This window comes from Trabulsiella guamensis ATCC 49490, from assembly GCF_000734965.1.
GTDB lineage: Bacteria > Pseudomonadota > Gammaproteobacteria > Enterobacterales > Enterobacteriaceae > Trabulsiella > Trabulsiella guamensis.
In genome coordinates this window covers 44,359-66,884 of record NZ_JMTB01000081.1, presented here as the reverse complement: position 1 = coordinate 66,884, position 22,526 = coordinate 44,359, and the positions used below count along the sequence as shown (strand labels likewise).

Sequence of the window (22,526 nt, the reverse complement as noted above, 5' to 3'; positions counted from 1 at the left end):
GAGGAAAACCTAATGTCCAAAATCGTTAAAGTCATCGGTCGTGAAATCATCGACTCCCGTGGTAACCCGACTGTTGAAGCCGAAGTACACCTGGAAGGTGGTTTCGTCGGTATGGCAGCAGCGCCGTCAGGTGCTTCTACGGGTTCCCGCGAAGCGCTGGAACTGCGCGATGGCGACAAATCCCGCTTCCTGGGTAAAGGCGTAACCAAAGCTGTTGCAGCGGTTAACGGCCCGATCGCTCAGGCAGTTCTGGGCAAAGATGCTAAAGACCAGGCTGGTATCGACAAGATCATGATCGACCTGGACGGTACTGAAAACAAATCTAACTTCGGTGCGAACGCAATTCTGGCGGTCTCTCTGGCTAACGCCAAAGCAGCAGCGGCTTCTAAAGGTCAGCCGCTGTATGAGCACATCGCTGAACTGAACGGTACCGCAGGCAAATTCTCCATGCCGGTTCCGATGATGAACATCATCAACGGTGGTGAGCACGCAGACAACAACGTTGATATTCAGGAATTCATGATTCAGCCGGTTGGCGCGAAAACCCTGAAAGAAGCCGTACGTATGGGCTCTGAAGTGTTCCATCACCTGGCTAAAGTACTGAAATCCAAAGGCATGAACACGGCGGTGGGTGACGAAGGTGGCTATGCGCCGAACCTGGGCTCCAACGCTGAAGCACTGGCTGTTATCGCTGAAGCGGTTAAAGCAGCAGGCTACGTACTGGGTCAGGACATCACTCTGGCGATGGACTGCGCAGCATCTGAATTCTACAAAGACGGTAAATACGTTCTGGCTGGCGAAGGCAACAAAGCGTTCACCTCTGAAGAATTCACTCACTTCCTGGAAGAGCTGACCAAACAGTATCCGATCGTCTCCATCGAAGATGGCCTGGACGAGTCTGACTGGGACGGCTTTGCTTACCAGACCAAAGTGCTGGGCAACAAAATCCAGCTGGTGGGTGACGACCTGTTCGTAACCAACACCAAAATCCTGAAAGAAGGTATCGAAAAAGGTATCGCTAACTCCATCCTGATTAAATTCAACCAGATTGGTTCTCTGACCGAAACTCTGGCTGCTATCAAGATGGCGAAAGATGCTGGCTATACCGCTGTTATCTCTCACCGTTCAGGCGAGACTGAAGATGCAACCATCGCTGACCTGGCGGTAGGTACTGCAGCAGGCCAGATCAAAACTGGCTCTATGAGCCGTTCTGACCGCGTTGCTAAATACAACCAGCTGATTCGTATCGAAGAAGCGCTGGGTGAAAAAGCACCGTACAACGGTCGTAAAGAGATCAAAGGCCAGGCATAATCCTGCTCTTCGGTCCGATAAAAAACCCGCTTCGGCGGGTTTTTTTGTGTCTGCTATTTATAACAGAAGTGGCAATGTCGCACTGGCCGTCAGCTGATTCGTCTCGGCGTAATGCGGGTCGCACGCCATCAGCGAGGTGGTAAGCAATTCCACCAGCAACATCACGCCCACTTTGGCATTGAGTGCTCCGGCGCTGAGCGGGCCTTCCGGTTTTGCGGCCACCAGCAGGATATCACTCAGGGAAGCAAGTGGGCTGCTGGGGGTGTTGCTGAGCGTCAGCACACTCACGCCGCGTTTGCGTGCCTGTGTGACCACATGAAGTAGATCCCGGGTTGAGCCGGAACTGGAAATCGCCACCACCAGATCCTCTTGCGACAGCGTTGTGGCGTTCATGGCTGCGCGATGCATGTCGCTGAATAGCTGTGACGGTTTCCCGAGCCGCAACAGCTTATAGTGCAGATATTCCCCCAGAATAGCGCTGGCCGCGACGCCGTATATTTGCACCGATCGTGCCTCATGCAGCGCTTCCACCGCCGAGGTGAGCAGCGTGCGGTCCAGCAGTTTCGCGGTGTCATGCAGCGCCTGCACTGATTCATTCACGATATGATCGATCTCATCCGCAACCGGCTGATTCGGTGATGCATTTTCTGTATCCAGTGCCAGCGCCATTTTGAATTCGTTGTAGCCCTTACAGCCCAGCGCACGGCACAGCCGCGTCACGCTGGCTTCGCTGGTGCCACTTTCCCTCGCCAGCTCGGTAATAGTCATATAGAGCACATTCGCAGGATCGTGCAGCACAAATTCCCCCAGTTTTTGCTGCGTGGGACTGTATCCGGAAACGTTCTGCCGCAGTCTGAGCAGCAGATTTTGTTTTTCTGACATGCAGGATCCTTATGAGTCATAGCCATCGTGAAAGCCGTAACAGAATACCAGCCCTTTTGAAAAAGTATGATCAGTATCTTCTTTTTTGGTGATAATTTTCATCCTTAATTTTATTTATGATAAATATTTTCAAATAAAGCGAATGGATGAAACTCAAAAAGAGGAAGGCGGTGCGGATGCAAACAATATTGAACAGACTTAAAGGTAAGCTGGTGGTGTCATGTCAGGCGCTGGAGGATGAACCACTACATAGCGCGTTTATCATGTCGCGAATGGCTGTCGCGGCGGAGCAGGGCGGCGCGTCCGGGATCCGCGCCAATAGCGTGGTGGATATCGAGGCAATCAAACAGCAGGTACCGCTGCCGTTGATTGGCATCATCAAGCGCGATTATCCCGACAGCGAGGTGTACATCACGCCCACTCTTCGTGAAGTGGATGAGCTGATGCGCGTTGCGCCGGAGATTATCGCCCTCGATGCGACGGACAGAGTGCGCCCCGGCGGGCTGACGCTGAGCGAACTGGTAGCGCAAATCCGTGCCCGCTATCCGTCAGTGTTGTTGATGGCGGACGTTTCGACTGTCGCTGAAGCAAAAACCGCACAGGCGCTCGGTTTTGATTGTGTGGGCACAACGCTCTATGGCTACACGCCAGCAACGGCGGGGCATCGACTACCGGAAGAGGATTGCCGCCTGCTGCGTGAGGTGATCGCCGCCGTCTCGGTACCGGTGATTGCCGAAGGCAACGTCGGGACACCTGAACTGGCCGCTCGATGCCTGGCATTGGGGGCTCATGCCGTGGTGGTTGGCGGGGCAATCACTCGTCCGCAGCAGATCACCGCGCGGTTTGTCGCGGCAATTCACGCGCAAAGCACCGATGGCGCATGATCCTCCCGGCGGGATCTGCGATACTTATCGTTTACCCCTTTTACTGAGATGATTATGCAGTACCCGATTAACGAGATGTTCCAGACCCTGCAAGGCGAGGGTTATTTCACCGGCGTTCCCGCTATTTTTATTCGCTTACAGGGATGCCCGGTCGGGTGTGCGTGGTGTGACACCAAACATACCTGGGATAAGCTCGCCGATCGGGAAGTGTCGCTGTTCAGCATTCTGGCGAAAACCAAAGAAAGCGATAAGTGGGGCGCGGCGAGCGCAGAAGATTTACTGGCGATCATCGGCCGTCAGGGCTGGACAGCGCGCCACGTGGTGATCACCGGCGGTGAGCCGTGCATTCACGATCTCACGCTACTGACGACGCTACTGGAACATAACGGTTGTAGCTGCCAGATAGAAACCAGCGGCACGCATGAAGTGCGTTGCTCTCACGCCACCTGGGTGACGGTATCGCCAAAAGTGAATATGCGTGGCGGCTATAACGTGCTGTCCCAGGCGCTGCAACGGGCAGATGAGATCAAACACCCGGTAGGCCGCGTGCGCGACATCGAAGCGCTGGATGAGTTACTGGCAACGCTGACTGACGATAAGCAACGGGTGATTGCGCTTCAGCCGATCAGCCAGAAAGACGACGCGACGCGACTGTGTATCGAAACCTGTATCGCCCGTAACTGGCGCCTGTCGATGCAGACGCACAAGTATTTAAATATCGCCTGACGAATCGATGATGCCGGGTAACACCCCCGCCCGGCAGCGTAAGCTTACTCGCCGCGATAAACGCAGCCCGCCGTACAGGTTTCTTTTACCATCACTGCGCTCAGCAGCGGGACAACCGGCTTAACCTGATCCCAAATCCATTTTGCCAGCACTTCACTGGTCGGGTTTTCCAGACCGTGGATCTCGTTCAGATAGTAATGGTCGAGGCGATCGTACGTCGGCTTAAACGCCGCTTTCAGATCGGCAAAATCCATAATCCAGCCGGTATGCGGATCGACCTCACCGGTAATCTCCAGACGAACCATGAAGGAGTGACCATGAAGGCGCCCGCATTTATGACCTTCAGGCACATGCGGCAGATGGTGAGCGGCTTCAAAGGTGAAATCTTTAAACAACGTGGTGGACATGGTGAACTCTCAAATAAGACGAAAAACCGGAAAATCATACCGGAAAGCACATTTTTTCTCATTACCTAAAACAGCCCTTCATGGCTACCAGCCGATGATATGGCGAAAGATGTATTTTTCATCATAATATTCAGTAAGTTAATTAATCGATTTTCCTGTTAACAGGTATGAGTAAAACAGGTTAGTCGATTTGGTTATTTATTATTTCCATCCCTTCTTTAATTGTTATTATCCTCGCCGTTAACCTTACCTTCAGTTTGGATTTTTTTGCAAAATTACCGCTTTAATACTGGAACATAACAACGCATGACGACACAGGCCCCACCTTCCAGTCTCCTTCCGCTTAATCCGGAGCAACTGGCCCGCCTGCAGGCGGCAACAACCGATTTTTCTCCGACCCAGCTGGCCTGGGTTTCTGGCTATTTCTGGGGCATGCTCAATCAGCATCCCGGCACAGTGACAGCGACCTCGCCTGTCGCTGCTGAAGCCCCGGCAATCACTCTGCTTTCTGCTTCGCAGACGGGCAATGCGCGCCGCGTGGCGGAACAGCTTCGTGATGATCTGCTGGCAGAAAAACTCAACGTCAATCTGGTTAACGCCGGGGATTATAAATTCAAGCAAATCGCCGCAGAAAAACTACTGATTGTCGTCACCTCAACGCAAGGGGAAGGCGAGCCGCCGGAAGAGGCCGTTGCGCTGCATAAGTTCCTGTTCTCGAAAAAAGCGCCAAAACTGAACGATACCGCTTTTGCCGTCTTTGGCCTCGGGGATACTTCTTACGAATTTTTCTGCCAGTCCGGAAAAGACTTTGACAACAAACTGGCAGAGCTCGGCGGCGAGCGCTTGCTTGATCGCGTTGATGCTGATGTGGAGTATCAGACGGCGGCCGCCCAGTGGCGTGCTCGCGTGGTAGAGATATTGAAAGCGCGTGCGCCTGTTGCCCCTGCGACGCCGACGGCCGTAGCGGCAACCGGGGTATTCAACGAAGTCCACTCCAGCCCGTATACCAAAGAAGCGCCGCTGACCGCCACATTGTCGGTCAATCAGAAAATCACCAGCCGCGATTCGGAAAAAGATGTGCGTCATATCGAAATCGATCTTGGCGATTCCGGTCTGCGCTACCAGCCTGGCGACGCGCTCGGCGTCTGGTATCAGAACGATCCGGCGCTGGTTAAAGAGCTGGTCGAACTGCTGTGGCTGAAAGGCGATGAGCCGGTGATGGTTGACGGTAAAACGCTGCCGCTGGCTGAGGCGCTACAGTGGCATTTTGAACTGACGGTCAACACTGGCAACATCGTGGAAAACTACGCGACCCTGACCCGCAGTGAAAGCCTGCTGCCGCTGGTGGGCGATAAGGCTCAGCTCCAGCATTATGCCGCTACCACCCCGATTGTCGACATGGTGCGTTTTTCTCCGGCACAACTGGATGCCGACGCGTTAATTGGGTTGCTGCGCCCGCTGACGCCGCGCCTTTATTCCATCGCCTCTGCACAGGCTGAAGTGGAAAACGAAGTTCACATCACTGTTGGTGTTGTACGCTATGACATTGAAGGCCGCGCCCGTAGCGGCGGCGCGTCTGGCTTCCTTGCCGATCGCGTGGAAGAGGAAGGCGAAGTCCGCGTTTTCATTGAGCATAACGACAACTTCCGTCTGCCTGCCAACCCGCAGACACCGGTGATCATGATTGGCCCGGGTACGGGTATTGCGCCGTTCCGTGCCTTTATGCAGCAGCGTGCCGCCGATGGCGCGGAAGGTAAAAACTGGTTGTTCTTTGGCAACCCGCATTTTGTGGATGATTTCCTCTATCAGGTGGAATGGCAGCGTTACGTCAAAGAGGGCGTGCTGAGCCGCATCGATCTCGCCTGGTCGAGAGACCAAAAAGAAAAAATTTACGTACAAGACAAACTGCGCGAACAGGGCGCAGAGCTGTGGCGCTGGATCAACGACGGCGCGCACATTTATGTCTGTGGCGACGCTAATCGCATGGCGAAAGATGTCGAACAGGCTTTACTGGACGTGATTGCCGAATTTGGTGCGATGGATGCCGAAGCGGCGGATGAATATTTAAGTGAGCTGCGCGTTGAGCGCCGTTATCAGCGAGATGTCTACTAATGAGCGAAAAACACCCAGGCCCTTTAGTGGTCGAAGGCAAACTGAGCGATGCCGAGCGCATGAAAGCCGAAAGCAATTATCTGCGCGGGACGATTGCGGAGGATTTAAATGACGGCCTGACCGGCGGGTTTAACGGCGACAACTTTTTGCTGATCCGCTTTCATGGCATGTATCAGCAGGACGATCGCGATATTCGCGCCGAACGCGCTGAGCAGAAGCTGGAGCCGCGCATCGCGATGATGCTGCGCTGCCGCCTGCCGGGCGGGGTGATCACCACGAAACAATGGCAAGCAATCGACAAGTTTGCCGGTGAAAATACCATTTACGGCAGTATTCGTCTGACCAACCGCCAGACATTCCAGTATCACGGTCTGCTTAAGAAAAATGTCAAACCGGCGCATCAGATGCTGCACGAGGTAGGGCTTGACGCACTGGCGACCGCCAACGACATGAACCGTAACGTACTCTGCACCTCTAACCCGGTTGAGTCGCAGCTGCATGCCGAAGCCTACGAGTGGGCGAAGAAAATCTCTGAGCACCTGCTGCCGCGCACTCGTGCTTATGCGGAGATCTGGCTCGATCAGGAAAAAGTAGCGACCACTGACGAGGAGCCGATTCTCGGCAAAACCTATCTGCCGCGTAAATTCAAAACCACAGTGGTGATCCCGCCGCAGAACGATATCGATCTGCACGCCAACGACATGAACTTCGTGGCGATTGCCGAAAACGGCAAGCTGGTGGGCTTTAACCTGCTGGTGGGCGGTGGTCTTTCCATCGAACATGGCAACAAGAAAACCTATGCCCGCACGGCAAGCGAGTTTGGCTATCTGCCGCTTGAACATACCCTGGCGGTAGCGGAAGCGGTGGTCACCACGCAGCGCGACTGGGGTAATCGTACTGACCGTAAGAACGCGAAAACCAAATACACCCTGGAACGCGTTGGCGTGGAGACCTTCAAAGCCGAAGTTGAACGCCGCGCGGGGATCAAATTCGAGCCGATCCGCCCGTATGAATTTACCGGCCGCGGCGATCGCATTGGCTGGGTCAAAGGCATCGACGACAAATGGCACCTGACGCTGTTTATCGAAAACGGACGTATACTGGATTACCCGGGGCGACCGCTGAAAACCGGCCTGCTGGAAATCGCGAAGATCCACAAAGGCGACTTCCGCCTGACGGCTAATCAGAACCTGATCGTCGCGGGCGTGCCGGAAAGTCAGAAAGCGAAGATCGAAAAGCTGGCGCGGGCGCATGGGTTGATGAATGCCGTCAAACCGCAGCGTGAAAACTCGATGGCCTGCGTGTCATTCCCGACCTGTCCGCTGGCGATGGCTGAAGCCGAGCGTTTCCTGCCGTCGTTCGTCGACAAAGTTGAAGCAGTGATGGGCAAGCATGGCGTTGGCGATGATCATATCGTCCTGCGCGTGACCGGCTGCCCGAACGGCTGCGGCCGCGCGATGCTGGCGGAAATTGGCCTGGTGGGTAAAGCGCCGGGCCGCTACAACCTGCATATCGGCGGTAACCGTGAGGGAACGCGGATCCCCCGCATGTACCGGGAAAATATTACCGAATCAGAAATTCTCGACAATATCGACGAACTGGTCGGGCGCTGGGCGAAAGAGCGCGAAGCAGGGGAAGGCTTCGGTGACTTCACGGTGCGTATGGGCATCATTCGCCCGGTGCTCGACCCTGCCCGGGATTTCTGGGAATAACGAGAGGTACGTATGGCGATTCTCGATTTACAGGCGCTCAATGACTTACCAAAAGTCGAACGTGTGCTGGCACTGGCGGAAACCAACGGGCAACTGGAAAAGCTGAGCGCGGAAGAACGCGTCGCCTGGGCGCTGGAAAACCTGCCTGGCGACTATGTGCTCTCTTCAAGCTTCGGTATTCAGGCGGCGGTGAGTCTGCATCTGGTGAATCAGATCCGCCCGGATATCCCGGTGATCCTCACTGATACCGGTTATCTGTTCCCGGAAACTTATCAGTTCATTGATGAGCTTACGGAGAAGCTTAATCTGAATCTGAAAGTCTACCGCGCTGAAACCAGTCCGGCCTGGCAGGAGGCGCGCTATGGCAAGTTGTGGGAGCAGGGCGTTGAAGGAATTGAGAAGTACAACGACATCAACAAGGTCGAGCCGATGAACCGGGCGCTACGTGAACTGAACGCGCAAACCTGGTTTGCCGGGCTGCGCCGTGAACAGTCCGGCAGCCGGGCGACATTGCCAGTACTCGCCATTCAGCGCGGCGTGTTCAAAGTATTGCCCATTATCGACTGGGATAACCGTACGGTTTACCAGTATCTGCAAAAACATGGACTGAAATATCATCCGCTATGGGATCAGGGCTATTTGTCGGTGGGCGATACCCATACCACACGCAAATGGGAACCCGGTATGGCGGAAGAAGAGACGCGTTTCTTTGGCCTGAAACGCGAGTGCGGATTGCACGAAGGGTAATATCGTTGTCCCACTCCCGGTCGGGAGTGGGGTCACTCAGGCTTTCGCCAGCTCTTTCATCAGCGGCAGCAAAATCCGCATCACGTCGCGGCTGCGGCGCTCAATGCGCCCTGGCAGTGCCTTATCGATATACTGTTGATTATCCAGACGTACGTCATGCCAGCTTACACCGTTCGGAAAGGCGCGGGATTTCGCGCGTTGCTGGTAGCCGTCTTTTTTCCCCAGCGTCCAGTTAGTTGCCTCAATGGAAAGCACCGGAATGCCCGCGTTATCAAATATCTCCGCGTCGTTACAGCAGCCGGTCCCTTTTGGGTAAGCCGGGTTCAACCCTGGATTCATGGCAGCGCTAATGCCGTGGTTACGCGCGATAGCCAGCGCCCGATCACGGGTTAATTTGCGTACTGAAGCGGGCGTCTGTTTACCGCTGTTGAAATAGAGTTTGTCACCCACCACGAGGTTATCGAGATTAATCACCAGCAGCGTGTTCTTTCGCTCTTCCGTACTCATGCGTTTGAGCAGGTTTTCGGCACCGAGTCTGCCTTCTTCTTCACCGCTGGTGGCGATAAAACGAATGCCGTATTGCGTGGGGGTATCTTTCAGCCTTTCCGCCAGTTCCAGCATTACGCCGAGCCCCAGTGCGTTGTCATCGATGCCCTGTAACGTCAGGCCGCCAAGATTGTTTTCGTTATCGGCATCGCTGCGCGGGGCATAGGTATCAAGGTGCGCCATGACGATGATCTGCTGACGGGACTGGCCTTCATGCGCGGCAATTACTGTACTACCGGTTACGTTATGCCAGTTACGGCGGTTGTCTTTCGCGGTATAGATATAGCGGCTGTTGAAGGTGCGGATATCGCTCTGGTAACCCATCAGTGCGAACTGCTGGCGCAGATAATCCGCTGACAGCATTTCGGCTGGCGTTCCTGTCATACGACCAGGAAAATAGGTCGCGATATGGCGTGCTTGTGTATTTGCGATATCACCGACAGGTGACGTTGCGCCGAGCGCCGGAAAAGAAAAACATGCACCGAGCGTCAGTGGAAGCAGAGAGCGGCGCAACGCGGAAAACATAACGTGTCCTTACACATACAAAAAAACGACGCACTAGTATGAAACTGTGAACCGGGTTACACAATTTCATTTGCGCTTAAATCCCCGAAAAGGCTGGCGTTAAGCACTTTTTGATATTTGCATTCCTGGCGGGTTATTCCTTTGAGGAACTAGTCATTCCATTTCGTAATTTCATTTGATCTAAGCCGCACCCTATAGTCCCTCTCTATACGCAAAGTACGTAAAGACAGGCTTAAGGAACGGTAATGGATCAAAAACGACTCACTCATTTGCGGCAACTGGAGGCGGAAAGCATCCATATTATCCGTGAAGTCGCCGCCGAATTTTCGAATCCGGTGATGCTCTATTCCATCGGCAAAGACTCCAGCGTCATGCTGCACCTGGCGCGTAAGGCGTTTTACCCGGGGACGCTGCCGTTCCCGCTGCTGCATGTCGATACCGGCTGGAAATTCCGCGAAATGTATGAGTTCCGTGACCGGACCGCGAAAGCGTACGGCTGTGAGCTGCTGGTGCATAAAAACCCGGAAGGGGTGGCGATGGGGATTAATCCGTTTGTCCACGGCAGCGCCAAACACACCGATATCATGAAAACCGAAGGGCTGAAGCAGGCGCTGAACAAATACGGTTTTGACGCCGCGTTCGGCGGCGCGCGTCGCGATGAAGAGAAATCGCGGGCGAAAGAGCGCATCTACTCCTTCCGTGACCGTTTCCATCGCTGGGATCCGAAAAACCAGCGCCCGGAGCTGTGGCACAACTACAACGGCCAGATCAACAAAGGCGAAAGCATACGCGTGTTCCCGCTCTCCAACTGGACCGAGCTGGATATCTGGCAGTACATCTATCTGGAAAATATCGACATTGTTCCGCTGTATCTTGCGGCGGAGCGTCCGGTGCTGGAGCGTGACGGCATGCTGATGATGATCGATGATGACCGTATTGATCTGCAGCCGGGCGAGGTGATTAAAAAACGGATGGTCCGTTTCCGTACGCTTGGCTGCTGGCCGCTGACCGGCGCGGTGGAATCTGAGGCGCAGACATTGCCAGAGATCATCGAAGAGATGCTGGTTTCCACCACCAGTGAACGGCAGGGGCGCGTTATCGATCGCGATCAGGCAGGCTCGATGGAGCTGAAGAAACGTCAGGGTTATTTCTAAGGAGCCGCCATGAACACCACTATTGCACAACAAATCGCCGATGAAGGCGGCGTTGAGGCGTATCTGCACGCCCAGCAACACAAAAGCCTGCTGCGTTTTCTGACCTGCGGCAGCGTTGATGACGGTAAAAGTACGCTGATTGGTCGCCTGCTGCACGATACCCGTCAGATTTATGAAGATCAGCTCTCTTCGCTGCACAATGACAGCAAACGTCACGGGACCCAGGGCGAAAAGCTGGATCTGGCGCTGCTCGTGGATGGTCTGCAGGCAGAGCGCGAGCAGGGCATTACCATCGACGTGGCGTATCGCTATTTCTCGACCGAAAAACGCAAATTTATCATCGCCGATACCCCCGGGCATGAGCAGTACACCCGCAACATGGCGACCGGGGCGTCTACCTGTGATCTGGCGATCCTGCTGATTGACGCGCGTAAAGGCGTGCTCGATCAGACCCGTCGCCACAGCTTTATCTCCACGCTGCTGGGGATCAAGCACCTGGTGGTGGCGGTGAATAAAATGGATCTGGTGGATTTCAGCGAAGCGCGTTTCAACGATATTCGCGAAGACTACCTGACGTTTGCTCAGCAACTGCCGGGAAACCTCGACATCCGCTTTGTGCCATTGTCGGCGCTGGAGGGCGATAACGTCGCCGGCCAGAGTGAAAATATGCCGTGGTACAGTGGTCCGACGCTGCTGGAAGTGCTGGAAACTGTAGAGATCATGCGTACGGTGGACAGCCAGCCTATGCGCTTCCCGGTGCAGTATGTGAACCGGCCAAACCTCGATTTTCGGGGCTACGCCGGGACGCTGGCATCCGGTAGCGTGAGCGTCGGCCAGCGGGTCAAAGTCCTGCCATCTGGCGTGGAATCGACCGTCGCGCGCATCGTCACCTTTGACGGCGATCTGCCGCAGGCGCAGGCGGGTGAAGCGATTACCCTGGTATTGAAAGATGAAATCGACATCAGTCGCGGTGATTTGCTGGTGGAGGCGAGCGCATCGCTGCCTGCCGTGCAGAGCGCCAGCGTCAATGTGGTATGGATGGCTGAACAGGCGCTACAACCCGGCCAGAGCTACGACATTAAAATTGCTGGCAAGAAAACCCGCGCGCGTGTTGATGCGATCCAGTATCAGGTCGATATCAACAATCTGACCCACAGTGAGGTGGACTCGCTGCCGCTGAACGGCATCGGGCTGGTGGATTTGACTTTCGATGAGCCGCTGGTGCTCGATAAATATCAGGATAACCCGGTCACCGGCGGGCTGATATTCATCGACAGACTGTCGAACGTCACCGTGGGCGCAGGGCTGGTGCATGAACCGCAGACCGAAGCCACGGTACAGACATCTGAGTTCAGCGCGTTTGAGCTGGAGCTGAATGCGCTGGTGCGTAAACATTTTCCGCACTGGGGCGCGCGTGATTTGCTGGGAGGCCGGTAATGGCGCAGCATGACGAAAACGTCGTCTGGCACCCCCATCCGGTTACCCGGGAGCAACGCGAACAACGTCACGGTCACCGTGGCGTTGTGCTGTGGTTTACCGGGCTGTCTGGTTCCGGAAAATCCACCATCGCCGGGGCCCTGGAAGAGGCGCTGCACGAGCTTGGCGTGAGCACTTACTTGCTGGATGGCGACAACGTGCGTCACGGGCTATGTCGCGATTTAGGTTTCAGCGATGCCGATCGCAAAGAGAATATTCGTCGCGTCGGTGAAGTGGCGAAACTGATGGTTGATGCCGGGCTGATTGTATTGACGGCGTTTATTTCTCCGCACCGCGCGGAGCGTCAGATGGCGCGCGAATTGATCGGCGACGGGCGTTTCTATGAAGTCCATGTCGACACGCCGCTGGCGATTTGCGAAGCTCGCGATCCTAAGGGATTGTATAAAAAGGCACGTGCCGGCGAGCTGCGGAATTTCACCGGTATTGATTCAGCCTATGAATCCCCCGAAGCGCCTGAGATTCACCTTAAGGGCGAACAATTGGTAACAAATTTGGTTAACCAATTATTAGATCTCCTCAGGCGGGACGATATCATCAGATCCTAAGACAGCGCCGGATGTATTCATCTTCCGGCCAGTCAGGTAACAGGATTTGATATGCGTGATACCCAGAACATAAGCCTCACTTCCACCAAATCGCTTGCTGAAAGTGAGGAAACCACATGGACGCTGCCGGGCGCGGCAGTGGGTTTCATTGCATGGTTGCTGGCGCTGGGCATCCCGTTTCTGATCTACGGCAGCAATACGCTGTTTTTTCTGCTCTACACGTGGCCCTTCTTTCTGGCGCTCATGCCTGTCGCGGTATTAATTGGTGTGGCGCTGCACTCACTGCTCGACAGCAAACTGCTCTATAGTCTTCCTGTTACCGTGCTTACGGTGATGGCGCTTTTCGGCCTGCTTTTCCTGTGGTTGATGGGGTGATCCGCGGCTGTGCGGCAACGAGGCGTACGTATTTGCGGGGAAAATGTGGTACATTTCCCGCGATGACGCGGCATCGTCCGCGCCGGGGTGGAGTACCCGGTCAAGATATGGGATGATGATGCCGTTTTTCAGGGGGCAGGATGGGTAAACTAACGCTGCTATTGCTGGCTTTGCTGGTCTGGCTACAATATTCGCTGTGGTTCGGCAAGAATGGTATTCATGACTACAGCCGGGTCAGTGAAGATGTCGCCGCACAGCAGGCGACGAACGCCAAACTCAAAGCGCGAAACGATCAACTTTTCGCCGAAATTGACGATCTCAATGGCGGTCAGGAAGCGATCGAGGAACGCGCACGCAATGAACTTAGCATGACCCGCCCGGGCGAAACGTTCTATCGTCTGGTTCCGGATGCGTCAAAACGCAATCAGGCTTCAGGGCAGAATAATCGATAGACACTCCCAGGATTAAAACATGGCAGCAACTACTCCGGGCGTTTGCGCCGTGGTCCCGGCAGCCGGATTTGGCCGCCGCATGCAAACGGAATGCCCAAAACAATATCTCTCAATCGGTAACAAAACGATTCTCGAACACGCGGTGGACGCGCTGCTGGCAAATGCCCGCGTCCAGCGTGTAATCATAGCCGTCAGCGCAGGCGATGACCGTTTTCAGTCATTACCGCTGGCCTCGCATCCTCTAATTACCGTTGTCGAAGGCGGCGCAGAGCGCGCTGATTCCGTCCTTGCCGGGTTGAACGCCGCCACAGGGGAATGGGTGCTGGTGCACGATGCCGCACGCCCTTGCCTGCATCAGGACGATCTCGCGCGTTTGCTGGCGCTCAGCGAAACCAGTCGCGTGGGCGGCATTCTTGCCGCGCCGGTGCGTGACACCATGAAACGCGCCGAGCCTGGCGCCACCGCCATTGCCCATACCGTCGACAGAAACGATCTCTGGCACGCGCTGACCCCGCAGTTTTTCCCCCGCGAATTGTTAATTGATTGCCTGACCCGCGCGCTTAATGACGGCGCAACCATTACCGATGAAGCGTCCGCGCTGGAATATTGTGGTTTTCATCCTGAGCTGGTGACGGGGCGCGCGGATAATATTAAAGTCACGCGTCCGGAAGACCTGGCGCTGGCGGAATTTTACCTCACCCGATCTGACTATCAGGAGAAGGCGTAATGCGAATTGGACACGGTTTTGACGTACATGCCTTTGGTGGCGAAGGTCCCATTATCATTGGCGGCGTACGTATCCCTTACGAAAAGGGGTTGCTGGCCCATTCTGACGGCGATGTCGCGTTGCATGCTCTGACCGATGCCCTGTTGGGCGCGGCGGCGCTGGGCGATATCGGCAAGCTTTTCCCGGACACCGACCCGGCCTTCAAAGGCGCCGACAGCCGCGCACTGCTGCGTGAAGCCTGGCGTCGCATTCAGGCCAAAGGCTATACGCTCGGCAACGTCGATGTCACCATCATCGCGCAGGCACCCAAAATGCTGCCGCACATTCCACAAATGCGGGTCTTTATTGCCGAAGATCTCGGCTGCCATATGGATGACGTCAATGTGAAGGCAACCACCACAGAAAAACTGGGTTTCACTGGCCGTGGCGAAGGGATTGCCTGTGAAGCGGTGGCGTTGCTGCATAAGGCCAAAGCATGATTGCATTTGACGACCTGACTTACCTGCATGGTCAACCGCAGGGGCAGGGCCTGTTGAAAGCCAGCCCGGAAGATTTTCTGGTAGTGGAAGATTTGGGTTTTGAGCCGGATGGCGAGGGCGAGCATATCCTCGTGCGGATCCTCAAAAACGGTTGCAACACCCGCTTTGTCGCCGATGCGTTGGCGAAATTCCTCAAGATCCACGCCCGCGAAGTGAGCTTCGCCGGGCAAAAAGACAAACATGCAGTCACTGAACAGTGGCTCTGCGCCCGCGTGCCCGGCAAAGAGATGCCGGATCTCAGCAAATTCACGCTGGAAGGCTGTCAGGTGCTGGAGTACGCCCGCCATAAACGCAAGCTGCGACCGGGCGCGCTGAAAGGGAATTATTTCACGCTTATTCTGCGTGAAGTATCGCACCGCGATGACGTCGAAACCCGATTGCAGGCCATTGCGGCGCGTGGCGTACCGAACTATTTTGGCGCACAACGTTTTGGCATTGGCGGCAGCAATCTGCATGGCGCACTGCGCTGGGCGGAAAACGGTGGGCCGGTGCGCGATCGCAACAAACGCAGTTTTTGGCTCTCTGCGGCGCGGAGTGCCTTGTTTAATCAGATTGTCAGCGATAAATTAAAAAAACCAGACTTTAATCAAGTTGTTGACGGCGATGCGCTACAATTAGCGGGGCGTGGCAGCTGGTTTGTGGCGACGGAAGACGAGCGCGACGAACTGCAAACGCGAGTCGATAACCGGGAACTGATGATCACCGCAGCATTGCCCGGCAGCGGTGACTGGGGAACCCAGCGTGCCGCACTGGCTTTTGAAGAAAATACGCTGGCGCAGGAGACGCTGCTACAGGCGTTGCTGGTACGGGAAAAGGTCGAAGCAGCGCGCCGTGCGATACTGCTTTATCCGCAACAGCTACGCTGGAACTGGTGGGATGATGTGACCGTTGAGCTACGTTTCTGGCTGCCTGCGGGCAGTTTTGCCACCAGTGTGGTAAGGGAACTGATCAAGACAACAGGTGATTATGCGAATATTGCTGAGTAACGATGACGGGATCCATGCCCCAGGCATTCAGACGCTGGCGAAAGCCCTGCGGGAATTCGCCGTGGTGCAGGTGGTCGCGCCTGATCGTAACCGCAGCGGCGCGTCAAATTCCCTGACGCTGGAATCCTCACTTCGTACCTTTACGTTTGAAAACGGCGATATTGCCGTGCAAATGGGCACCCCGACCGATTGCGTCTACCTTGGCGTCAATGCGCTGATGCGCCCGCAACCGGATGTCGTCGTCTCGGGCATCAACGCCGGGCCAAATCTCGGCGACGATGTCATTTATTCCGGCACTGTCGCGGCGGCAATGGAAGGGCGACATCTCGGTTACCCGGCGCTTGCCGTTTCGCTGGACGGTCATCAGCATTACGAAACCGCCGCCGCGGTCACCTGCTCGATTCTGCGCGCATTGTCGCGCGAACCGCTGCGCACTGGGCGTATTCTGAATATTAACGTTCCCGATCTCCCGCTGGATCAAATCAAGGGGATCCGCGTGACGCGCTGCGGCAGTCGCCATCCCGCGGACAAAGTCATTCCGCAGCAGGATCCGCGCGGAAATACGCTTTACTGGATTGGCCCGCCGGGTGAAAAATGCGATGCAGGGCCGGACACCGATTTTGCTGCGGTGGATGAAGGCTATGTGTCGGTCACACCGCTGCATGTCGATTTAACCGCACACAGCGCGCATGAGGTAGTTTCCGGCTGGTTAGAACGCGTGGGAGTCGATGCGCAATGGTAAGCAAACGCGTACAAAGCCTTCTTGATCAACTACGTACTCAGGGTATTCATGATGAGCACGTGCTTGAAGCGATAGCTCAGGTACCGCGTGAAAAATTCATTGATGAGGCGTTTGAACACAAAGCGTGGGAGAACGTCGCATTGCCAATAGGTCAGGGGCAAACCATTTCACAGCCATATATGGTTGCGCGAATGACCGAGCTTCTTGAACTCACCGAGGCGTCACGGGTGCTGGAGATCGGCACCGGATCCGGATATCAGACGGCAATTCTGGCACATTTAGTTCATCATGTTTGTTCGGTGGAACGTATAAAAGGTCTGCAGTGGCAGGCGCGCCGTCGTCTCAAGCAACTTGATTTACACAACGTTTCTACCCGCCACGGCGATGGCTGGCAGGGGTGGCAGGCGCGTGCGCCGTTTGACGCTATCATTGTCACAGCCGCACCGCCGGAAATTCCGGCTGCGCTGATGTCGCAACTGGATGAAGGCGGCATTCTCGTTTTGCCCGTGGGCGATGAACACCAGTGGTTAAAACGGGTTCGTCGGCGGGGAAGCGAATTTATTATCGATACCGTGGAGGCCGTTCGCTTTGTGCCATTGGTCAAAGGGGAACTGGCGTAATAACAGGAGTTTTCCTGGTTTATTCGGCGCGTGTTCGGGCGTAGGGTAGGCACATTTCCAGTGCTTGCGCCGGCGCGTTGCGCGGTAATGAAATCACTGGCAGTTAACACATTCCTGGGGGATAAATGAGCGCGGGAAGCCCAAAATTTACCTTAAGCCGTATTGCGGCGCTATCGCTGGTCTCCGTCTGGCTTGCAGGTTGTACAAGTTCTGATAACGCACCAGCCCCAGTGAGCTCGGTGGGCGGAAGCGCCTCTTCCGGCACCGATTCCGGCATGTTGATCACCCCACCGCCGAAGATGGGGAACTCGACGGCACAGCCGTCGCAACCGCAAATTCAGTCTGTACAGCCGGTACAAACGCAACCTGTACAGACACAACCGATGTCGCAGCCAGTGCAAACTAACGCCGATGGGCACATTGTTTATAACCGTAAATACGGCGACATTCCTAAAGGCAGCTACACGGGCGGCAGTACCTATACCGTCAAGCGTGGCGACACGCTGTTTTACATCGCCTGGATAACCGGCAACGATTTCCGCGATCTTGCACAACGTAACAACATTTCTGCACCTTACGGTTTGAATGTAGGCCAGACGTTACAGATCGGAAACGCAGCTGGACAGCCCATTACAGGCAACAATCCTGTTGCGCAAGCAAGCGTACAGGCCAGTAGCGGTTCGCAGGGCCTTACCTCAAAACCTGCACAAAATTCCGGCGCGGTGGTTGCTTCTAAACCAACAATTACGTATTCTGAAGATTCAGGTGAACAAAGTGCTAACAAAATGTTGCCTAACAATAAGCCTGCGACTCCGGTCACAGCGCCTGTTACGGCACCTGTTGCAAGCACAACCGAACCGACTGCAAGCAGTATGTCTACCAGTTCGCCGATTTCTTCATGGCGCTGGCCGACTGATGGCAACATTATCGAGAAATTCTCTGATAACGGGAATAAAGGTATCGATATCGCAGGCAGTAAGGGACAGGCTATCGCCGCGACCGCAGATGGGCGCGTCGTCTATGCCGGTAACGCACTGCGCGGTTACGGTAATCTTATCATCATCAAACATAACGATGATTACCTGAGCGCCTACGCCCATAACGACACTATGCTGGTCCGGGAACAACAAGAAGTTAAGGCGGGGCAGAAAATCGCTACCATGGGTAGCACCGGAACCAGTTCAACACGCTTGCATTTTGAAATTCGTTACAAGGGGAAATCCGTAAACCCGCTGCAGTATTTGCCGCAGCGATAATTCGACGGAATATGGCTTTACTTGCATGTTCCGTCAGGGGATCACGGGTAGGAGCCACCTTATGAGTCAGAATACGCTGAAAGTTCATGATTTAAATGAAGACGCGGAATTTGATGAGAACGGAATGGAGGTTTTCGACGAGAAAACCTTGAATGAAGAGGAACCCAGTGATAACGACCTGGCTGAGGAAGAGCTGTTATCGCAGGGTGCCACACAGCGTGTACTGGACGCGACTCAGCTTTACCTTGGAGAGATTGGATACTCTCCTCTGTTAACAGCCGAAGAAGAAGTCTATTTTGCACGTCGTGCACTGCGCGGAGATGTCGCTTCCCGCCGTCGGATGATAGAAAGTAACCTGCGTCTGGTGGTTAAGATTGCCCGTCGTTACAGCAATCGTGGTCTGGCGTTGCTGGATCTGATTGAAGAGGGGAATCTGGGGCTGATTCGCGCCGTGGAGAAGTTTGATCCGGAGCGCGGATTCCGCTTCTCGACCTACGCGACATGGTGGATCCGCCAGACGATTGAACGGGCTATCATGAATCAAACCCGTACAATTCGTTTACCGATTCACATCGTTAAAGAGCTGAACGTGTATCTGCGTACCGCGCGTGAGTTGTCCCATAAGCTGGACCACGAACCGAGCGCGGAAGAGATTGCCGAGCAGCTTGATAAACCGGTTGATGATGTCAGTCGTATGCTGCGTCTCAACGAGCGCATCACCTCGGTCGATACCCCACTGGGTGGCGATTCCGAAAAAGCGCTGCTGGATATCCTGGCCGATGAAAAAGAGAACGGTCCGGAAGACACCACGCAGGACGATGACATGAAACAGAGCATCGTCAAATGGCTGTTCGAACTGAACGCCAAACAGCGTGAGGTACTGGCGCGTCGTTTTGGGTTGCTGGGGTACGAAGCCGCAACGCTTGAAGATGTTGGCCGTGAAATTGGTCTGACGCGTGAACGCGTTCGCCAGATTCAGGTCGAAGGTCTGCGTCGCCTGCGTGAAATTCTGCAGGGGCAAGGGCTGAACATCGAAGCGCTGTTCCGCGAATAAGCGAGTTTTCATCAAAAAAGGCCAGTCGTAATGACTGGCCTTTTTCTTTTGCTGTAACGAGTAGGTTACAGCAGATTTTTCAGCCGGTAGATCCATTCCAGCGCCTGGCGTGGCGTCAGTGAATCTGGATCAAGATTCTCCAGCGCTTCAACCGCCGGTGACGTCTCTTCCGGTGCTGCAAGCAGCGACATCTGCGTTCCGTCAACCTGCGTGGCGGCGGCGTTTGGCGTAATGCTTTCCAGTTCGCGCAGTTTCTGACGCGCACGCTTGATCACCTCTTTCGGCACGCCCGCCAGCGCGGCAACCGCCAGACCGTAACTTTTGCTGGCTGCGCCGTCCTGCACGCTATGCATAAAAGCGATGGTGTCACCATGCTCCAGCGCATCAAGGTGAACGTTCGCCACACCTTCCATTTTTTCCGGCAATTGCGTCAGTTCGAAATAGTGCGTCGCAAACAGCGTTAACGCCTTGATGCGATTCGCCAGATTTTCCGCGCAGGCCCAGGCCAGAGACAGACCGTCATAAGTCGACGTACCGCGGCCGATTTCATCCATCAGGACCAGACTGTACTCGGTGGCGTTGTGGAGGATATTGGCGGTTTCGGTCATTTCCACCATGAAGGTGGAGCGTCCGCTGGCCAGATCATCAGCCGCGCCCACGCGGGTAAAAATGCGGTCAATGGGGCCGATCTCCACTTTCTGCGCCGGAACATAGCTGCCGATATACGCCAGCAGCGCAATGAGTGCGGTCTGACGCATATAAGTACTTTTACCGCCCATGTTCGGACCGGTGATGATTAGCATCCGGCGCTGCGGTGACAGATTCAGTGGGTTGGCGATAAACGGTTCATTCAGCACCTGTTCCACCACCGGATGGCGGCCTTCTTCGATGCGAATGCCGGGGTTATTGCTGAACACCGGACAACTGTAGTTGAGCGTATAAGCCCGCTCGGCCAGATTGACCAGCACGTCCAGCTCCGCCAGCGCGGAAGCGCTCAACTGCAGATCAGCCAGATGCGGTAACAGCAGGTCGAACAGCTCGTCATACAGCTGTTTTTCCAGCGCCAGTGCTTTGCCTTTCGAGGTGAGGACTTTGTCTTCGTACTCTTTCAGCTCAGGAATGATGTAGCGTTCAGCGTTTTTCAGCGTCTGGCGCCGCACGTAGTGGATCGGCGCGAGATGACTTTGCCCGCGGCTGATCTGAATGTAATAACCGTGAACGGCGTTATAACCCACCTTCAGTGTGTCGAGTCCGAGACGCTCGCGTTCGCGGATCTCCAGCCTGTCGAGATAATCCGTCGCGCCGTCTGCCAGCGCGCGCCATTCGTCCAGCTCGGCATTGTAACCCGGGGCGATCACACCGCCGTCACGCACCAGCACCGGCGGCGATTCAATCACGGCACGTTCGAGCAGTTCGCGCAGTTCAGTAAATTCACCCATCTGTTCGCGCAAGCGCTGTACCGGTACGCTGTCGACATCAGCCAGTTGCGCACGCAGTTCCGGCAACTGTTGGAAGGCATAACGCATGCGGGCGAGATCGCGCGGGCGAGCGGTACGCAGCGCGAGGCGCGCCAGAATACGTTCCAGATCGCCCACCTGACGCAACACCGGTTGCAGCTCGCTGTAGCGATCCTGTAACGCCGCGATGGTTTGCTGACGATCCTCCAGAATTTGGGTATCGCGCACGGGCATGTGTAGCCAGCGTTTCAGCATGCGGCTGCCCATCGGCGTTACGGTGCGATCCAGCACTGACGCCAGCGTGTTTTCTGTACCGCCTGCCAGATTCTGGGTGATTTCGAGATTACGGCGGGTGGCGGCATCCATGATGATGCTGTCCTGCTGGCGTTCCATGGTGATGGAACGAATATGCGGCAACGCGGTGCGTTGGGTGTCTTTCACATACTGCAGCAGGCAGCCCGCGGCACACAGACCGCGTGGCGCGTTTTCGACCCCAAAACCGACCAGATCACGGGTGCCAAACTGCATGTTCAGTTGCTGACGCGCAGTGTCGATTTCGAACTCCCACAGCGGGCGACGACGCAGGCCACGGCGGCCTTCAATCAACGCCATCTCGGCGAAGTCTTCCGCATAGAGTAATTCTGCGGGATTAGTACGTTGTAGCTCAGCGGCTATGCTTTCACGATCGGCGGGTTCGCTGAGACGAAAACGCCCGGAGCTGATGTCGAGTGTGGCGTAGCCATAGCCTTTGCTATCCTGCCACAACGCTGCCAGCAGGTTGTCCTGGCGCTCTTGCAACAGCGCTTCGTCGCTGATGGTGCCAGGCGTCACGATGCGGACGACTTTACGCTCAACCGGGCCTTTGCTGGTGGCGGGATCGCCAATTTGTTCGCAAATCGCCACCGACTCGCCGAGATTCACCAGCTTCACCAGGTAGTTTTCCACGGCATGGTGCGGAACGCCCGCCATCGGTATCGGCTCGCCTCCCGATGCGCCACGCTTCGTCAGCGAAATATCGAGTAACTGTGAGGCGCGTTTCGCATCGTCATAAAACAACTCGTAAAAGTCGCCCATGCGGTAGAACAGCAGGATCTCGGGATGCTGAGCCTTTATCTTCAGGTACTGCTGCATCATGGGTGTATGGGCGTCGAAATTGTCGATAGTGGTCATGGAATCCGGATGTCCATTTTCATTGAAAATCAAAAAGATCTGTTCATTTCACCTGCACGTGATGACAAGTATTGTCGCATGAAAAAAAGGTGGGGCGCAT

At 55.3% G+C, this 22,526-nt stretch carries 22 protein-coding genes; 18 read left to right on the top strand and 4 right to left on the bottom strand.

The genetic code is table 11. From position 1 onward, the window contains the following. Positions 1-12: 12 nt before the first annotated feature. Entirely contained in the window at positions 13-1,311 is a 1,299-nt protein-coding gene (gene eno / locus GTGU_RS12735; RefSeq protein ID WP_038157623.1) for a phosphopyruvate hydratase, read from the top strand. Between the two features lie 57 nt (positions 1,312-1,368). On the opposite strand, the gene GTGU_RS12730 is transcribed toward eno, so the two are convergent. Next, positions 1,369-2,193 (bottom strand): MurR/RpiR family transcriptional regulator, encoded by an 825-nt coding sequence (locus tag GTGU_RS12730; RefSeq protein WP_038157622.1) that lies wholly within the window; start codon positions 2,191-2,193, stop codon positions 1,369-1,371. A gap of 176 nt (positions 2,194-2,369) precedes the next feature. Between GTGU_RS12730 and GTGU_RS12725 the strand changes: the two genes are divergently transcribed. Then, the gene (locus GTGU_RS12725; RefSeq protein WP_038157620.1) at positions 2,370-3,077 is read left to right on the top strand and encodes an N-acetylmannosamine-6-phosphate 2-epimerase; all 708 of its coding nucleotides are present in this window, start codon (positions 2,370-2,372) and stop codon (positions 3,075-3,077) included. 54 nt (positions 3,078-3,131) lie between these two features. Continuing rightward, complete coding sequence (gene queE, locus GTGU_RS12720) at positions 3,132-3,803, top strand: 7-carboxy-7-deazaguanine synthase QueE (protein ID WP_038157618.1); 672 nt, start codon at positions 3,132-3,134, stop codon at positions 3,801-3,803. A gap of 44 nt (positions 3,804-3,847) precedes the next feature. Here queE and queD read toward each other — a convergent pair whose 3' ends face one another. Continuing rightward, a complete protein-coding gene (gene queD / locus GTGU_RS12715; protein WP_038157616.1) occupies positions 3,848-4,210 on the bottom strand; it encodes a 6-carboxytetrahydropterin synthase QueD in 363 nt (120 codons plus the stop codon). Between the two features lie 306 nt (positions 4,211-4,516). On the opposite strand from queD, the gene cysJ reads away from it, so the two are divergent. From cysJ to cysH, 3 genes are read left to right on the top strand one after another with little or no spacing between them, the layout of a single operon-like run. Next, entirely contained in the window at positions 4,517-6,322 is a 1,806-nt protein-coding gene (gene cysJ, locus GTGU_RS12710; RefSeq protein ID WP_038157614.1) for an NADPH-dependent assimilatory sulfite reductase flavoprotein subunit, read from the top strand. After that, positions 6,322-8,034, top strand: coding sequence for an assimilatory sulfite reductase (NADPH) hemoprotein subunit (cysI, locus tag GTGU_RS12705; protein WP_038157611.1), 1,713 nt, complete (start codon positions 6,322-6,324; stop codon positions 8,032-8,034). The genes cysJ and cysI overlap by 1 nt, the downstream gene beginning before the upstream one ends. 12 nt (positions 8,035-8,046) lie before the next feature. Further along, complete coding sequence (cysH, locus tag GTGU_RS12700; RefSeq protein WP_038157610.1) at positions 8,047-8,781, top strand: phosphoadenosine phosphosulfate reductase; 735 nt, start codon at positions 8,047-8,049, stop codon at positions 8,779-8,781. Between the two features lie 36 nt (positions 8,782-8,817). Here cysH and GTGU_RS12695 read toward each other — a convergent pair whose 3' ends face one another. Next, complete coding sequence (locus GTGU_RS12695; RefSeq protein ID WP_038157607.1) at positions 8,818-9,852, bottom strand: aminopeptidase; 1,035 nt, start codon at positions 9,850-9,852, stop codon at positions 8,818-8,820. A 245-nt stretch (positions 9,853-10,097) separates the two neighbouring features. On the opposite strand from GTGU_RS12695, the gene cysD reads away from it, so the two are divergent. From cysD to rpoS, 12 genes are all read left to right on the top strand, one after another. Then, complete coding sequence (cysD, locus tag GTGU_RS12690; RefSeq protein ID WP_038157604.1) at positions 10,098-11,006, top strand: sulfate adenylyltransferase subunit CysD; 909 nt, start codon at positions 10,098-10,100, stop codon at positions 11,004-11,006. A gap of 9 nt (positions 11,007-11,015) precedes the next feature. Next, complete coding sequence (gene cysN, locus GTGU_RS12685) at positions 11,016-12,443, top strand: sulfate adenylyltransferase subunit CysN (protein ID WP_038157601.1); 1,428 nt, start codon at positions 11,016-11,018, stop codon at positions 12,441-12,443. Continuing rightward, positions 12,443-13,048: an adenylyl-sulfate kinase gene (cysC, locus tag GTGU_RS12680; protein ID WP_038157598.1), complete on the top strand. Its 606-nt coding sequence runs from the start codon at positions 12,443-12,445 to the stop codon at positions 13,046-13,048. Before cysN ends, cysC begins: the two co-directional genes overlap by 1 nt. 51 nt (positions 13,049-13,099) lie before the next feature. Beyond that, positions 13,100-13,423, top strand: a complete 324-nt coding sequence (locus GTGU_RS12675; protein ID WP_038157596.1) for a DUF3561 family protein — start codon at positions 13,100-13,102, stop codon at positions 13,421-13,423. A 140-nt stretch (positions 13,424-13,563) separates the two neighbouring features. Then, positions 13,564-13,875, top strand: a complete 312-nt coding sequence (gene ftsB, locus GTGU_RS12670) for a cell division protein FtsB (protein WP_038157594.1) — start codon at positions 13,564-13,566, stop codon at positions 13,873-13,875. A gap of 19 nt (positions 13,876-13,894) precedes the next feature. Then, positions 13,895-14,602: a 2-C-methyl-D-erythritol 4-phosphate cytidylyltransferase gene (gene ispD / locus GTGU_RS12665; protein ID WP_038157591.1), complete on the top strand. Its 708-nt coding sequence runs from the start codon at positions 13,895-13,897 to the stop codon at positions 14,600-14,602. Further along, complete coding sequence (gene ispF, locus GTGU_RS12660; protein WP_038157588.1) at positions 14,602-15,081, top strand: 2-C-methyl-D-erythritol 2,4-cyclodiphosphate synthase; 480 nt, start codon at positions 14,602-14,604, stop codon at positions 15,079-15,081. Before ispD ends, ispF begins: the two co-directional genes overlap by 1 nt. Continuing rightward, complete coding sequence (gene truD, locus GTGU_RS12655) at positions 15,078-16,127, top strand: tRNA pseudouridine(13) synthase TruD (RefSeq protein WP_038157586.1); 1,050 nt, start codon at positions 15,078-15,080, stop codon at positions 16,125-16,127. Before ispF ends, truD begins: the two co-directional genes overlap by 4 nt. Beyond that, positions 16,108-16,869 carry a 5'/3'-nucleotidase SurE gene (gene surE, locus GTGU_RS12650; RefSeq protein ID WP_038157583.1) on the top strand — a complete coding sequence of 254 codons (762 nt, stop codon included), beginning with the start codon at positions 16,108-16,110 and terminating at the stop codon, positions 16,867-16,869. Before truD ends, surE begins: the two co-directional genes overlap by 20 nt. Beyond that, entirely contained in the window at positions 16,863-17,489 is a 627-nt protein-coding gene (locus GTGU_RS12645; RefSeq protein WP_038157581.1) for a protein-L-isoaspartate(D-aspartate) O-methyltransferase, read from the top strand. The genes surE and GTGU_RS12645 overlap by 7 nt, the downstream gene beginning before the upstream one ends. Positions 17,490-17,614: 125 nt before the next feature. Beyond that, positions 17,615-18,745 carry a murein hydrolase activator NlpD gene (nlpD, locus tag GTGU_RS12640; protein WP_038157578.1) on the top strand — a complete coding sequence of 377 codons (1,131 nt, stop codon included), beginning with the start codon at positions 17,615-17,617 and terminating at the stop codon, positions 18,743-18,745. A 61-nt stretch (positions 18,746-18,806) separates the two neighbouring features. Then, entirely contained in the window at positions 18,807-19,799 is a 993-nt protein-coding gene (rpoS, locus tag GTGU_RS12635) for an RNA polymerase sigma factor RpoS (RefSeq protein ID WP_038157575.1), read from the top strand. A gap of 65 nt (positions 19,800-19,864) precedes the next feature. On the opposite strand, the gene mutS is transcribed toward rpoS, so the two are convergent. Next, on the bottom strand, positions 19,865-22,426 hold the full coding sequence (gene mutS, locus GTGU_RS12630; RefSeq protein WP_038157572.1) for a DNA mismatch repair protein MutS: 2,562 nt from the start codon (positions 22,424-22,426) through the stop codon (positions 19,865-19,867). Positions 22,427-22,526: the final 100 nt, after the last annotated feature.